The sequence below is a fragment of the Virgibacillus salexigens genome, assembly GCF_000723585.1.
Taxonomy (GTDB): domain Bacteria; phylum Bacillota; class Bacilli; order Bacillales; family Amphibacillaceae; genus Virgibacillus; species Virgibacillus salexigens.
In genome coordinates this window covers 794,412-809,750 of the sequence record NZ_CCDP010000001.1, presented here as the reverse complement: position 1 = coordinate 809,750, position 15,339 = coordinate 794,412, and the positions used below count along the sequence as shown (strand labels likewise).

General features: G+C 37.2%; 12 protein-coding genes. 5 read left to right on the top strand and 7 right to left on the bottom strand.

The window, feature by feature from the left end; all coding sequences use genetic code 11:
- Together BN990_RS03755 and BN990_RS03750 are read right to left on the bottom strand one after the other, a co-directional pair.
- Complete coding sequence (locus tag BN990_RS03755) at window positions 1-867, bottom strand: carbohydrate ABC transporter permease (protein ID WP_021289605.1); 867 nt, start codon at window positions 865-867, stop codon at window positions 1-3.
- A 70-nt stretch (window positions 868-937) separates the two neighbouring features.
- Window positions 938-2,212 (bottom strand): ABC transporter substrate-binding protein, encoded by a 1,275-nt coding sequence (locus BN990_RS03750; protein WP_038242492.1) that lies wholly within the window; start codon window positions 2,210-2,212, stop codon window positions 938-940.
- 606 nt (window positions 2,213-2,818) lie between these two features.
- Between BN990_RS03750 and BN990_RS03745 the strand changes: the two genes are divergently transcribed.
- Complete coding sequence (locus tag BN990_RS03745) at window positions 2,819-3,544, top strand: GntR family transcriptional regulator (protein WP_021289607.1); 726 nt, start codon at window positions 2,819-2,821, stop codon at window positions 3,542-3,544.
- A 296-nt stretch (window positions 3,545-3,840) separates the two neighbouring features.
- Window positions 3,841-5,244: a D-xylose transporter XylE gene (gene xylE / locus BN990_RS03740; RefSeq protein ID WP_031335133.1), complete on the top strand. Its 1,404-nt coding sequence runs from the start codon at window positions 3,841-3,843 to the stop codon at window positions 5,242-5,244.
- A gap of 227 nt (window positions 5,245-5,471) precedes the next feature.
- Here xylE and xylB read toward each other — a convergent pair whose 3' ends face one another.
- Both xylB and xylA read right to left on the bottom strand, forming a co-directional pair.
- On the bottom strand, window positions 5,472-6,971 hold the full coding sequence (gene xylB / locus BN990_RS03735) for a xylulokinase (protein WP_021289609.1): 1,500 nt from the start codon (window positions 6,969-6,971) through the stop codon (window positions 5,472-5,474).
- A 24-nt stretch (window positions 6,972-6,995) separates the two neighbouring features.
- A complete protein-coding gene (gene xylA / locus BN990_RS03730; RefSeq protein WP_021289610.1) occupies window positions 6,996-8,321 on the bottom strand; it encodes a xylose isomerase in 1,326 nt (441 codons plus the stop codon).
- A 182-nt stretch (window positions 8,322-8,503) separates the two neighbouring features.
- Here xylA and BN990_RS03725 point away from each other — a divergent pair, with 182 nt between their 5' ends.
- Window positions 8,504-9,109 carry a YesL family protein gene (locus BN990_RS03725; RefSeq protein ID WP_038242489.1) on the top strand — a complete coding sequence of 202 codons (606 nt, stop codon included), beginning with the start codon at window positions 8,504-8,506 and terminating at the stop codon, window positions 9,107-9,109.
- A gap of 25 nt (window positions 9,110-9,134) precedes the next feature.
- On the opposite strand, the gene BN990_RS03720 is transcribed toward BN990_RS03725, so the two are convergent.
- The 3 genes from BN990_RS03720 to BN990_RS03710 all read right to left on the bottom strand — a co-directional run bounded on the left by BN990_RS03720 (window position 9,135) and on the right by BN990_RS03710 (window position 12,226).
- Complete coding sequence (locus BN990_RS03720) at window positions 9,135-9,956, bottom strand: carbohydrate ABC transporter permease (protein ID WP_021289612.1); 822 nt, start codon at window positions 9,954-9,956, stop codon at window positions 9,135-9,137.
- 13 nt (window positions 9,957-9,969) lie between these two features.
- Window positions 9,970-10,848: a carbohydrate ABC transporter permease gene (locus BN990_RS03715; protein ID WP_031335135.1), complete on the bottom strand. Its 879-nt coding sequence runs from the start codon at window positions 10,846-10,848 to the stop codon at window positions 9,970-9,972.
- A 79-nt stretch (window positions 10,849-10,927) separates the two neighbouring features.
- On the bottom strand, window positions 10,928-12,226 hold the full coding sequence (locus BN990_RS03710) for an extracellular solute-binding protein (RefSeq protein WP_038242486.1): 1,299 nt from the start codon (window positions 12,224-12,226) through the stop codon (window positions 10,928-10,930).
- A gap of 191 nt (window positions 12,227-12,417) precedes the next feature.
- Between BN990_RS03710 and BN990_RS03705 the strand changes: the two genes are divergently transcribed.
- Together BN990_RS03705 and BN990_RS03700 are read left to right on the top strand one after the other, a co-directional pair.
- Entirely contained in the window at window positions 12,418-13,608 is a 1,191-nt protein-coding gene (locus tag BN990_RS03705) for an ROK family protein (RefSeq protein ID WP_038242484.1), read from the top strand.
- 83 nt (window positions 13,609-13,691) lie between these two features.
- Complete coding sequence (locus tag BN990_RS03700) at window positions 13,692-15,302, top strand: glycoside hydrolase family 43 protein (RefSeq protein ID WP_021289616.1); 1,611 nt, start codon at window positions 13,692-13,694, stop codon at window positions 15,300-15,302.
- Window positions 15,303-15,339: the final 37 nt, after the last annotated feature.

Sequence of the window (15,339 nt, the reverse complement as noted above, 5' to 3'; positions counted from 1 at the left end):
TTAATAGGTTACCTCATCCTTATTGCTTAAAAACGTATTCGTAAGGAACGCCAATGACAGACCTATGACGACCATCAGTACTGCTAAGGTAGCACCGTAGCCAATCGCACCATCATCAAAAGCTTTTTGATACATGTATGTACCTAAAACCTCCGAAGATCTTGCTGGCCCGCCCCTCGTAATAATGTAAACCAATTCAAATATCTTTAATGCTCCTGTAATTGCTAGAACAAGGCATGTTTTTAAATCGCTAACAATTAGAGGAATCGTTAATTTGGTCATTCGTTGAAACCCTGTAATTCCTTCTAATTTAGCTGCTTCATAGAAATCGTCTGGGATCTTTTCTATCGCTGTTAGTATGATCAAAAAGTAAAAGCCTACATAACTCCATATCGTGGGAATTGCCACCATGTACAACGACGATTGCTCTGTCAGCCAAACAATTCGTTCAAATCCTAAATTCACTAATATTTCATTTAAGAGACCATTGCGATGATTATAAATTAATGTAAACAACAAACCGATAGCAGCACCGGAGATGACAATTGGAAAGAAAAACGTCGTGCGGAAAAAACGAACCCCATGTTTAATCGAGTCGACCATTACCGCTAACACCAAAGCTATACCTACTTGAAAAATAGCAACATATAACATTAATTCTAATGAATTTAATGTTGCGCCAATGGCAATCTCATCCTCAAACAACCGTTTATAATTATCCCATCCAATAAATTCCGAATTAAAAAAACCATCCGTATTATAAAAACTTTGAACAATGTTTTCGAAAAAAGGATAATATAAAAAAACAGCTGAGATTAAAAAAGCTGGCGCTAAGAAAAGAAATATAACGAATCGATCACCTTTCATAATGAACCCCTTTTTAACATGATTTAAATAAGAGCTGCCTCACATACGATGGAGACAGCCTTATCATGAATTATTCTAAAGCAGCAGCTTCTTCAAGTACATCCTTACCTGTTTTATCACCACTTACAATTTGTGGTACACTTGTTCGAATAAGTGTAAAAGCTTCTGGTAGAATCCGGTCATTAATTGGAGTCAATACTGATCCTGCTTCATCTACCATTTTATGACCTACTGCAATATTTTCTGGTAAATCAGATAGCGATCCTTTTGCTGGAACCTGTCCAGTAGCTTCTGCAATTCGTAAAATGTTTTCCTCTGATGTTAAAAAGTTGAATAACTTAACAACGGCATCTTTTTTATTCTCGTCTTCATACGCTTTTGTACTTATAAACCAACCTTGAGAAGCACCACCTACAACATCTCCAGTTGATCCACCTTCTGCGTAAATCGGCATTGGCAATACTTCTACATGTTCTGCAACTTCTTCTGGAATACTTCCCCACGCCCAAGAACCTTCATAGAGCATTGCTGCTTGTTCTTGATGGAAAAGATTGGAAGCCATCGCTAGATCAATCGTTCCTGCATCTTCGGGGAACGCTCCCATTTCTGCATGTTTCCCAATATTATCTAGACCTTCTGCCCATGCCGCATTTTTATCTGCCAAGGTAGCATTATAGTTCTCTGCACCACCAGCAGCTAGTGCATAATGCTCTACTACGTAATAAGAATCTTCGGTTGAAGCAGCTACTGGAATAATATCCGTTTCGGAGAACTGTTTAATTGCCTCTTCATATTTCTCCCAAGTTGTTGGCAAATCTACGCCATGTTCTTCAAATAATTTTTTATTGACAAATAACCCTTCATAGAAACCGGTTTGTGGAGCAGCATAAAGATTACCATCTTCATATCGCTGCTGTTCCAACATCTCTCCATAACCAGAAAGGTCTACACCTTCTGCTTCTTCAAGATTCACCACTTTTCCAGCATCGATAATTCCTTCAGCATCTACCGTATTAAAATAAAACATAAGATCTGGTTCGTTGTTCGATGTAAAGTCGGTATTTATTTTGGTACGAATTGTACCAGCATCTGCTGATTGAGACTCATTGACAATGGAAACATGAGGATTTTCTTTCTTAAATTCTTCTAATAATGTTTCAAACACTTCACCTGCCGGATCCGTACCTGCCATTGTAGTAACCACTCGTAGCTCTACATCCTCTTTCGCTTCTGCATCATTTCCTCCTGAAGATTCATTACCTCCATCATCTCCACATGCAGCAAGAAGCAATAGAAAAATTGACATAATCATTACCAAAAACCCAAAACTTCTTTTCTTCACCATATTTCTCCCCCTTTTTTTGTTATTACAAATAATACAACTTAAGTAACATTTAGTTGTCTATACCGATAGTACCAGTTTTCTGAAAAATGTCAATATTATCAATCTAAAAAATGTAATCGCTATATTTGTGATGTTTATCCTAATCCTAGTTCCTTTCTCTATTCAATTTGGACATATATTCATGCCATTAACACGTCATTAATGTATGTAACATGTTTCAAAATTTGTTTTAAAGGCTTATTATAGTTGCTTACTTGCAAAAACCTTTCATTGCATTGTGAGCAGTATTGTATGCAATTTCCAAATCGAACATAGGTCTATATGTCTATACCAATATTTATGGCTGTCATAATCACAAATGCATTCACAATATAACGTGTTAAATGAAGGTACGCTTCATTTGTATTCGTTAGTTATAAAATGATTATTTCATCCCCCTAAACGATCGACATTCCTTCATATCATGATTAATTATTCCATTTACATTCCCAATTAACTGTTCTAGACAACTATATAGATTGGTGCTATGCTTTAATTAACTAATAAATGAAAATTTTCTTTCTATATAAAATAGAATAGGAATATATTCAACTAAGGAGTAACGACATGATTAATAAAAAATCTCCGATCCCAATCTATCATCAACTTGAGAAACATATTAAGAATCAAATTGAAAAACAGGAGTTACAGCCTGGAGATATATTACCTTCAGAACGTGAATACGCCGAAACGTACAATATAAGTAGAATGACAGTCAGGCAAGCAATTATGAATCTTGTAAGTGATCAACTCCTTTATCGAATAAAAGGTAAGGGCACCTTTGTAATGGGACCAAAATTTGAACAGAAGTTACAAGGCTTGACTAGTTTTACAGAAGAAATGCATGCAAGGGGAATGCAAACAAGCAGCAAATTACTTCAGTTTGAGATCGTTCCAGCTGGAAAGGAGCTTGCTAAACAGCTAGGAATAAAAGAATACGCACCAGTGTATGAAATCAAACGAATACGACTGGCTGAAGATATTCCTATGGCACTCGAACGCACGTATATCCCAGCAAACCTAGTAATGGGAATCACAGAAGAAATTGTCCAGCATTCACTCTATCAATATATTGAAAATACCCTTCATTTAAAGATTATGGATGGATTTCAACTAATTGAAGCTGCGATTGCAAATGAAGAAGAAGTTAAACATCTTCAAATTGAAGAACATTCCCCGATTCTTCTTATGCAACGAACTACTCATTTAGAGAATAAACATACACTGGAAGTCGTAAAATCTTCGTACCGAGCGGACCGCTATAAATTCATGATCGATCTCATTCGTTATTAGACAATACGAAATCGGTATAAAGCAGGCATGCTCTCCACAGGCACGGGCTCTGCTATAACGAGTCAGCAAAACCACTTCCCAAGTAAGAAGATCTTCATGACCTGTGTTCTTTAGCTAGATTCATACCTATTTCCACCACCTTAGTTTATCCGATAGACAAACTAAGTGTTTCCTGTTATACTTAATTTCAGAAATTGAAAGCGCTAAACAAATCTTGAAAGGAGGATAAGACAGGTTACTTGCTTCTTTTGAAATCGTTATATGTAAGCGATTTATAACCTGGCTTTAAAATGAACATGACAAAGAATAGAAACTCCCTTTATATCTTTTCCATTACTTTTGTGGCAACTTTAGGTGGACTGTTATTTGGTTACGATACTGCTGTGATCTCAGGGGCAGAGAAATCTATCGAGAATTATCTAATTAATGGATTGGGGCTAAGTTCATTTATTCATGGAATAACTACTTCTAGTGCTTTGATTGGATGTATCATAGGAGGAATAATTGCTGGCTTTTTCTCTTCGACCTTTGGACGGAAAAAATCATTAATTGTAGCCTCAATTCTCTTTTTATTGTCAGCATTAGGTTCAGCCTACCCAGAGTTTTTATTTTTCGAAGTGGGAGAACCAACAATTGGTCTATTACTTACCTTTAATTTCTACCGAATAATCGGTGGGATTGGAGTTGGTTTGGCTTCAGCAATTGTGCCGATGTATATTGGTGAAATTGCACCAGCTACTATACGGGGGAGGCTTGTATCTTTTAATCAATTCGCCATTATATTTGGAATGTTAGTCGTCTATTTTGTAAATTGGGGCATTGCAAGAGGACAGTCATTAGACTGGATAAATGAAATGGGATGGCGGTTTATGTTTGCTTCAGAAGCTATTCCAGCATTATTATTTGGTGTTTTCCTTTTCTTTGTACCTGAAACACCTAGATACTTAGCATTAACCAATCAAGAAAGTAAAGCCTTAACCATTTTAACAAAGATCAATGGGAAGAACACAGCTTCCAACATCTTACAAGATATTAAACAATCAAAAAGCGCCTCTAAATCAAAGCTTTTCGCTTATGGTAAAACGGTAATCGTTATCGGGATTTTACTTTCCGTCTTCCAGCAATTTGTAGGTATTAATGTTGCCCTATACTATGCACCTCGTATTTTTGAAAGCATGGGTGCAGCAAAAGATGCTTCTATGCTTCAAACCATTGTGATGGGACTGGTGAATGTAATCTTCACGATTATTGCTATTATTACGGTGGATAAATTAGGACGCCGCCCATTATTAATAACTGGCTCCATTGGAATGGCTGTTGGAATGTTCGGAGTTGCCGGATTAGCTTTTGCCAATATTATAAGCATTGGGACATTAATCTTTATTATTATCTATACTGCTTCATTTATGATGTCATGGGGCCCAATTTGCTGGGTACTTATTTCTGAAATTTTCCCTAATAAAATTCGTGGCCAAGCTGTAGCAATTGCAGTAGCCGCACAATGGGCAGCCAACTATCTTGTATCTTCCACTTATCCAATGATGATGGAATATAGTGGTGGAATGACGTATGGAATTTATGGCATTGTCAGTGTAATCTCTGCCCTATTTGTTTGGAAGTTTGTACCAGAAACGAAAGGAAAGACATTAGAAGAGATGGAAAACATGTGGAACAATTCAAAAGAGACCAAAATTAGCTAATAGCAAACATAGATGGACAGCTAAACGGGTAGTTGTCCTTCTATGTTTTCATATACATCGAGTAGGGTTGTATAATGGCATTTCTCAACATACGCTTTCTTCCCCTTCACATATACTCTTTTGTTTTAAAACAAATTCTATTAAACGAAAAACCCTTTTCTACCTATTGAACATCCTCTATGATGCCCACCTTTAGGAAGAGAAAGGGAAATTCACTTACTTGTCTTTTACTTTCGATAGTCAACCAAAGCTTCATTTAATTCCTTTGTTTGGTAATAAATGTTTTTATAAAGAAGAAACAACTGCTGATACATTTTGACTTTATCTGAATCAGGGTAAAACTCATGCTCGACCTGTAGGAATGTATCTGCACATGCCTGGAGTGAATCAAACCAGTCGCAGCCAAATGCCGCCAACATAGCAGCACCCATACCAGGGCCTTGTTCACTAGAAAGCTTAATTATTCTTGCGTTAAAAATATCTGCTTGCATTTGTAGCCATTCTGAATTCTTTGCCCCCCCTCCCGTTGAAATAACGGTATCAATTTGCTTTCCGCTCTTTCGAAATATCGAGATCGATTCATGAAGAGAAAAAGTAATACCTTCCAAAACAGCACGAACAAAATCACGTCGCTCATGCGAGCTATCCATACCAATAAAACTTCCTCTAATATTCGCATCTGCGTGGGGGGTTCTTTCTCCTGAAATATATGGGGTGAATAATAATCCATTTGATCCTGGAGGAACAGCGCTGATCTCATTTAGAAGATTTTCATAGCTATCCTCTTTAGCAACTACTTCTTTAAACCAACTTAAACTATGTCCTGCTGCCAACGTAACTCCCATCGTATAATAGGCATCTGGAACGGCATGATTACAATAATGAACCTCCCCATGAAAGTCTTTATCATTGGTAGATTCATAGGAGAGCACGACGCCTGAAGTCCCAATACTACATAACGTCTTGCCATCCTCTAATATGCCAGAACCAATTGCTCCACAAGCATTATCTGCCCCCCCAGCAAAAACACGTGTTGCTGGAGAGAGACCAGTATCTGCAGCTATTTCGGCATTGATCTTTCCTACTGATTCATGGGAACCGATGAGCGGGGGGCAAATACTTGTAGAAATATCGAGCAGTTCACAAATTTCCGTGCTCCATTGATGCTTATTTATATCTAGGAGAAGAGTGCCCGCAGCATCGGAATAGTCCATATGCAATTGTCCGGTTAATCTATACCGTAAATAGTCCTTTGGTAATACAAATTTGGCTGCCTTTTGATAATTACCTGGTTCATTTGCCTTGACCCACAGTAATTTTGGCAAGGTGAATCCTTCTAAAGCAGGGTTTTTAGTGATCTCCAATAAGCGCTTTTCTCCAACGATATTGTAGATTTGTTTGCACTGATCTGTTGTTCTTGTATCATTCCAAAGAATTGCAGGACGAATAATTTGATTGTTATTGTCCATAAGAACTAACCCATGCATTTGCCCGGAAAAACTCATTCCTTGAATGGCTGCTTTATCACCCTGGAAATGCTGTAATAACTCCGTTAATCCTGCTAATGTTTGTGTGACCCACTCATTTGGGTCTTGTTCGCTGTAACCTGCCTTTTTTTGTATTAACGGATACGATTTTGAAACTTCCTTAACAACCTCGCCAAGCTGATTGACTAATAATAACTTTACTGCACTTGTTCCTAAATCCACACCAATCACGTACTTCATTGCTCACACCTCATTTAGTACCGCTTATTCACCTGCATAGGCTCTAAGTAAGTATTGATTCATTGTTGTCTTAATTTTTTCAAGTCGTCCAGATTGATGGCTTATCTCTTTTAATTCTAACGCATGTGCCTCTAATTTGTGAAAATCGGTGTTCCCTTCAACAATTTCTTTGCCAATACCTTCATTATAACTGTTGTATCGTTCATTGATAACGCCATCTAGCACTTGATCCTCAATTAATTGTTGTGCTACACGTAAACCAACAGCGAAGCTATCCATTCCGGCAATATGCGCATGGAATAAATCCTCTGGTTCAAATGAACCTCTTCTTACTTTCGCATCAAAGTTAAGGCCACCACGACCTAGCCCACCATTTTTAAGAATTTCGTACATAGCTAGCGTGGTACTATATAAATCGGTTGGAAATTCATCTGTATCCCACCCAAGTAACGGATCGCCCTGATTTGCATCAACAGAACCCAGCATGTTGTTAATGCGAGCATAGCGTAACTCATGTTCAAAGGTATGGCCAGCCAATGTAGCATGGTTTGCCTCAATATTAAATTTAAAGTGATCTTGTAAATCATACTTTTGTAAGAAAGCAAATCCTGTAGCTACATCAAAATCATACTGATGTGTCGTGGGCTCCTTTGGTTTTGGCTCAATTAAGAACTGTCCATTAAATCCAATTTCTTTGGCATAATCAACCGCCATATGGAAAAAACGACCCAGATTATCCATTTCTAATTGCATATCGGTATTTAAGAGCGTTTCGTATCCTTCACGTCCTCCCCAGAACACATAATTTTCTGCACCTAATTCTTTTCCAATTTCCAGTCCTTTTTTCACTTTAGCTGCAGAATAAGCAAAGATGTCTGCATGATTAGAAGAAGCCGCACCATGAATAAACCGTGGATGGGTAAAGTTATTCGCTGTATTCCAGAGCAATTTCGTTTTGCTATCTTTCATGTAGTCCTTCATTAAGCTAACAATCGTATCTAGGTTTTGATTGGTTTCTTTTAAATTCCTTCCCTCGGGCGCGATATCTACATCGTGAAAGCAGAAAAATGGAACATCTAATTTCTCAAATAATTCAAAAGCGGCGTCCAACCGTGCTTTTGCTAAATCCATACCTGTATACTTATCCCAAGGACGCACCATTGTTCCCGCACCAAATGGATCTGACCCATCCATAGTAAATGTATGCCAATAAGCGACTGCATAACGAAGTATCTCTTCCATCGTTTTTCCGCCGATCTTTTCATCTGGATTATAGAACTTGAATGCATAGGCATTGGTTGATGATGCACCTTCATACTTTATTTTTGGTACATTGTTGAAATATTTCATTATCTATACCTCCTATTAATAATACTTTTCATGTAAATGCTTTCAATTTAAAGTATAGCAATCTATCATTAGTTTGTCTATTGAATAAACTAAGTTTATAATAAAAGAAATAGTTTAGAACAAAAAGCGTTTCCATTATAATATAAAGATATAGGACTTTTGATAGTTAAGGAGATTCTTATATGAACAGTGTACTTTATCGGATACTAGAATGGATAACTAAAATGGCTTTGGTCAATGTATTATGGATCTTTTTTTCCTTAATAGGTGCTATTATTATCGGGATTTTCCCTTCTACAACTGCTATGTTTGCAATTATACGCAAATGGTTACGAAGGGATACGGATATTCCTGTGCTCCGTACATTCTGGGTATACTACAAAAAAGAATTTAGGAAAAGCAATATTCTCGGGGCCATCCTCTTGCCAGGTATCCTGTTAATATGTCTGGATATTTGGTATATCCAGGCAAGTCGATTAGATTGGATACAAGTACCTTTATTTGCATTTATACTATTGTATATCATTTTCTTATTTTACATTTTTCCAACATATGTCCATTATGACCTCCATGTATTTAAGATAATAAAGCAAGCATTTTTAATTATGTTGATTCATCCGCTCCATACGTTTTTAATGATTCTTTGTCTAACGATTTTATTCTTCATTTACCAAACACTTCCTGCATTGACTTTTATTTTTGGAGGATCCATTTATGCATTGATTACGATGTGGCTCGGTTTACATGCATTTCAATTGATTCACAAAAAACAGGAAACTCACAAGTGAATCAACCATAAACTAGGGTGCTATCTTACCCTTTTACAGCACTAGATGAGATTCCTTCTACTACTTTATTACTGAAGAATAGAAAGGCTAGTAGAATAGGAAGAAAACTAATAATTAACGTCGCTCCAATCGCTCCCCAATCTGTCATATACTGGCCAATGAAGTTCTGAATACCTACTGTTAACGTCTTGTATTCATCCGAACTAATGAATGTATTGACGAAAACAAATTCGTTCCAATTATAGATCATATTAATAATTACCGTTGTTGACATTATTGGCGTTGTCATGGGGAGAATAATTCTAAAAAACATTCGATGGATGGAACATCCGTCAATAATGGCTGCTTCTTCGATTTCCCGTGGTAATGTATAATAGAAACCTAATAGAATCATTATCGTAATAGGCAGATTATAAGCAGTATACGTAATAACAATCGACCACGGATTATCGATTAAATTTACATTTAAAAACATATTAAACAACGGGATAATGCTTGAATGTATAGGTATCATTAAACCTACCATAAATAAACCTAAAACAAGCTTATTCCATTTCCATTGCATGCGAGTGATTGCAAATGTCGCCATGCTTGCAAACAGTACAGTTAGGATAATCGCTACCCCCGTTATCCAGATACTATTCCAAAAGTAACCTCCTATCCCCCCTTCCCATACGGTTACGTAATTTTCCCATCTGAATTCTGCTGGTAATGCAAACGGTGATCCTGAAAAGATTTCTTGATTATCTTTTAAGGAGAACATAAAAAGCCAGATAATAGGAAATACCTGAAATAAAGCAACAAGTGCCAATGCGATATATAAGATGACATATCCAATACGTTGCATGTTATCCCTCCTTTTAGTATTGAATTTCTTCTTTGGTAGCAGTAGCTTTTCTAATAATAATCGTGACAATCAAGGTAATAATAAGTAATAAAAATCCAATAGCACTTCCATAACCGAAATCGTTACTCGAGAAGGCTAGTTTATACATATACGAGGCCATAACCTCACTTGCACCATTTGGACCTCCACCTGTCATGACATAGATCAAATCAAAGTACTTTAATGAACCGACAATTGCCAGCACAATTGTTACTTTAATCACCGTCATAATTAATGGTACTTTAATTCGGAACGCAATCTGAAGTGGGGTCGCTCCATCAATTCTAGCTGCTTCTATAATCGTTTCGGGGATATTTTTTAACGCTGCATAATAAATAAGAATATAAAAACCAGCATACTGCCATAAAATAGGAACGAAAATAGCAAATAATACAATAGAGGGTTCAGCTAACCAAGCTGGTGGATTTTCAAACCCAATTGTCATTAACACACTATTTAACATGCCATTCGTTGGATTAAATACTTTAATCCAGAGCTGAGCAATCGCTACAGATGATAGCAACATTGGTACTAGATAAATCTTTCTTAATAAATCAGATCCTTTTATCCTGGAGGCTAGTATGACTGATATGGCGAGATATCCTACCAAGCTAAGTGTTGAAAACAGCGCTAATAATAAAGAATGCCATGCACTTTCCCAAAACTTCACATCCTGAATTGCTGTAATATAATTCTCCAGCCCAATGAATTCCATGGCACTAATTCCATTCCAATCCATCAAGCCATAGTAGCCCGAAAGCAGAAGTGGAATAAATATGAGAACCCCGACTAATAAGAGAGCCGGAAGTATATAGATGGTAATCACCCATTTATTTGACATTACTTTATTCATTACATTCAACTCCATATTGAGAAGTTGAAAAGGACATCCTTTTGGGATGGTCCTTTTCATCATTAATCAGGTGATCTCCCTATTCGTTAGACAGCGCGTCTTCATGCTGCTTAGTGAAATCCTCCGGTGCTACTTCTTTACCGAATAAGGACTGAATCATATCCAGATGCACCTGCGCTACATCCGCACTCATTTGGACATCTGCAAATAGCGTAAGATTACTTGCCTGATTCAAATCATTTAATACATCCACATACATTTGTGGGAGATCAAGCGATCCGGCATCCACTTTTGTTGCTGGAATAACTCCTGCTTCTGTTACTGACTTCTCTCCCCATTCTTGTACAAAGAAGGACGCAAAATCTTTTGCCTCTTGTTTTACTTCTGAGTTTTCGGATACAAATAGACCGACACCTGGTCCGCCAACAAAGCTATTCATATCGCCATTTCCATCAACAGTTGGGAAATTAAAGTACCCGACAGAGTCTCTGAATTCTTGTGGCACATCCTCATTGGTCGTGTAATTAGGCAGATCCCAAGTTGCAATTAAATACATAGCTGCTTGTTCGTTCATAAACATACTCTTTGCTTCTTCATCGGAAAGTCCATTAAATCCTTTTACGAATGTATTCATGTCTACTAAATTTTGTACTTCCTTAGCTGCTTGTACTAAGTCAGGGTCATCAAATGAAGCTGACCGATTTATCGCATTTGTTAATAGATCAGAACCACCAATTCGATCAGCCAAGTACATATACCATAAAGAACCTGTCCATCGATCTTTATTACCTAAGGCAACTGGTGCTACACCATTATCGTTTAACGTTTTAACAATTTGTTGGAATTCTTCATATGTTTTTGGCGCTTCTAGGCCATATGCTTCAAAAATTGCTTTATTATAAAATACAGTTGCAATGTTTAATTCCAATGGCAATCCATATGTAGTGCCATCCACAGCATATGCTTCAGCTGTACCCGATACAAATCGATCTTTCAGTTCACCTTCTACCAAATCATCTAAAGGCGCAAATAATTCACCATCAACATAGGGTTCAAGAAATCCTGCTGCCCACGTCATCCCGACATCAGGCAATTCATTCGATGTCGAAAGCACTTTTAACTTGTCTTTGTATTGCTCATTACTCAAGACTTCTAAATCAATAGTTACATCAGGATTTTCACTTTCAAAATCGTTAATGATTTCGCTTACAATTTTATTATGCTGAGCAGAACTACCCTCTGGCCATAAATGCATAAATTTTACTGTTTTACCATCTTCAGAGCTAGCCTGCCCTTCATCTGCATCAGAACATCCAACTGCTAGGGTAAGCAGCATGAAAACTGACAACAAGAATGTAATCGCTTTCTTTTTAAACATAAACAAACCCCCGCCCCTTATTTTTTAAAAAGTTGCAATTTACTTACGAAATAAGAATATCATGCAAAACATCGTTTGTCTACTGAATAAACAAAGTTTATTTTTGTTAAATTTATGGTACACTGGAAACAGAGAGCTGCTTAGTTCTATGCATCGTTACTGACAAATTAATGAAAGAGATGACGTTATCGATGAGAATGACAAAAACATTTAATCAACATGTAGTTAAAAAAGAAAACAAATCACTCGTATTGGAGACAATTAAAGATCGTTCCCCCATTTCACGAGCTGATGTTTCAAACGTAACTGGTTTGAACAAAGGCACTGTGTCCTCTCTAGTAAGTGAATTACTGGATGAAGCGTTACTTAATGAATCAGGACCTGGACAATCAAGCGGTGGTCGAAGGCCCGTTATGCTATTATTTAATGAAAAAGCGGGATATTCAATTGGCATTGACTTAGGAGTCAATTACTTACTTGGCGTATTAACTGATTTAAAAGGAAACATTTGCCATGAGGAAGTTATGAAGTTTAAAGATTTAGGATACGAGGAGATTCTAACAAACCTATTCCACATCATAGACACTTTAATTGCATCAACTCCAGAAAGCCCCTACGGCATTATAGGAATAGGGATAGGCGTACCAGGTGCCGTTAATAAAGATGGAAATATTCTTTTAGCACCGAATTTAGATTGGAAAAATATACATTTAAAAGAAATAGTAGAAAACAAATATGATCTGCCAGTCATTGTAGAAAATGAAGCAAATGCTGGAGCATATGGAGAGCAGAAGTTCGGTGTAGGGAAAAGCTTTTCAAATATTATTTATATCAGTGTAGGAATAGGGATAGGAGTCGGACTAATATTAAATGGTAAACTCTATAAAGGGAACAATGGTTTTTCTGGTGAATTAGGACATATGACCATTCAAGTGGACGGGTTACCATGTCGTTGTGGAAACCAAGGTTGTTGGGAATTATATGCCTCTGAAAGAGCTTTAGTTAAACGAGCAGAGGGACGTAATATAGTTGCAAAACCAGGGGAAGATATTTCGCTGGAAGGTTTAACAAGCTTAGCAGAAAACGAGGATAAAGAAGCTATCCAGCTATTCGAACAAATTGGCGATTATTTAGGAGTAGGGATAAATAATATTATCAATACCTTTAACCCCGAGCAGGTAATTATCGGGAATCGAATGGCTGCTGCAAGTAAATGGTTGGATCAACCTTTAAAAAATCGAATGATTAATCAAACTCTATGGTTTCAACAAAAAGGTTTTCAGATTAATTATTCTGAACTTTCCACGCATTCAACAGCCTTAGGTGTTGCTGCATTTTCCGTAGAGAATTTCTTTAGAAATGATTTACTGCAAAATATGTGATGATGTCTTAAGACATCATCACATATTTCAGATATTTTTATGAAAGCGGATTCTAATAAAACTTTATAAAGGAGATATTTTTCATGAACAGGATTAAGAACCCTATCTTAACAGGTTTTAACCCAGATCCATGTATCTGTCGTGCGGGTGAAGACTATTATATTGCCGTCTCTACCTTTGAATGGTTCCCTGGAGTAGGTATTTACCATTCAAAGGATTTAAAGAATTGGCGACTGGTTGCAAGACCCTTGAATCGTTTAAGTCAATTAAACATGATGGGAAACCCAGATTCAGGTGGGGTTTGGGCCCCAGCTTTATCATTCAGTGATAATAAGTTCTGGCTTATCTATACCGATGTAAAAGTTGTCGATGGAAACTGGAAGGATTGCCATAATTACTTGGTCACCTGTGATACGATTGACGGGGAGTGGTCTGACCCAATACATATGAACAGCTCAGGGTTTGATCCATCTCTTTTCCACGATGAGGATGGCAGAAAATACTTTGTCAATATGGTATGGGACCATCGTGATGGCAATCATAATTTCTATGGGATTGTCCTGCAAGAATATGATCCGGTTAAGGAAAAACTCATCGGCAAAAAAGAAGTCATCTTTAAGGGAACCGATGTTAGGCTTACTGAAGCTCCCCATTTGTATAGAAAAAATAATTATTACTATCTTTTAACAGCAGAAGGCGGAACCAGATTTGATCATCAAGCAACCATTGCACGTTCAACACAGATAAATGGTCCATATGAAGTACATCCAGATAATCCATTAATTACTTCCTTTCCTTACCCGAGAAATCCTCTTCAAAAGGCTGGGCATGCCTCTATTGTTCATACCCATACGGATGAGTGGTTTTTGGTCCATTTAACAGGTCGTCCATTGCCTCAGGAAAATAAGCCTTTATTAGATCCAAGAGGTTATTGCCCACTTGGAAGGGAAACTGCCATCCAGCGAATGAAATGGCAAAACGATTGGCCGTATATTGTTGGCGGCAACCAACCCTTTCTTGAAATCGAAGGTCCGAATATGAAGGAAGTACAATGGGATAATGATATGGAAGGAAATGAAGATTTTAATGAAAAGGTGCTAAATCACCAGTTTCAATCCTTACGCATTCCATTGGGAGAAGACATTGTTTCTCTGAATGACAACCCTGGCCACCTGCGCATTTATGGCAGAGAATCATTAACTTCTAAATTCACGCAAGGTTTTATTGCACGCCGTTGGCAGCATTTTAATTTCACTGCAGAAACAAAAGTATCCTTTCAACCTGAGACGTTCCAACAAGCAGCTGGATTAGTAAACTATTATAATACGAAGAATTGGACTGCCTTGCAAATTACATGGAATGAAATAAAAGGTAGAATTCTAGATTTAACCATCTGCGATAACTTCTCATTGACCCAGCCACTAGGAGACAATAGAATTTCCATTCCAGATGATATACAGTATGTATATTTACGCGTAGATGTAAATACAACCGTTTATGAATATGCTTATTCGCTAGACGGTGAAACTTGGACAAAAATACCAGTAAAGCTACCTTCCTATAAACTATCGGATGATTATATTCATGGTGGTGGTTTCTTTACAGGTGCATTTGTCGGCATGCAGTGTCAGGATACCTCTGGACAGTATAACTATGCAGACTTTGATTATTTCAGCTATACCGCCAAATGCTAATCCTTTCCTTTCATCCTTCCTTGTTTTCAAGTTATAA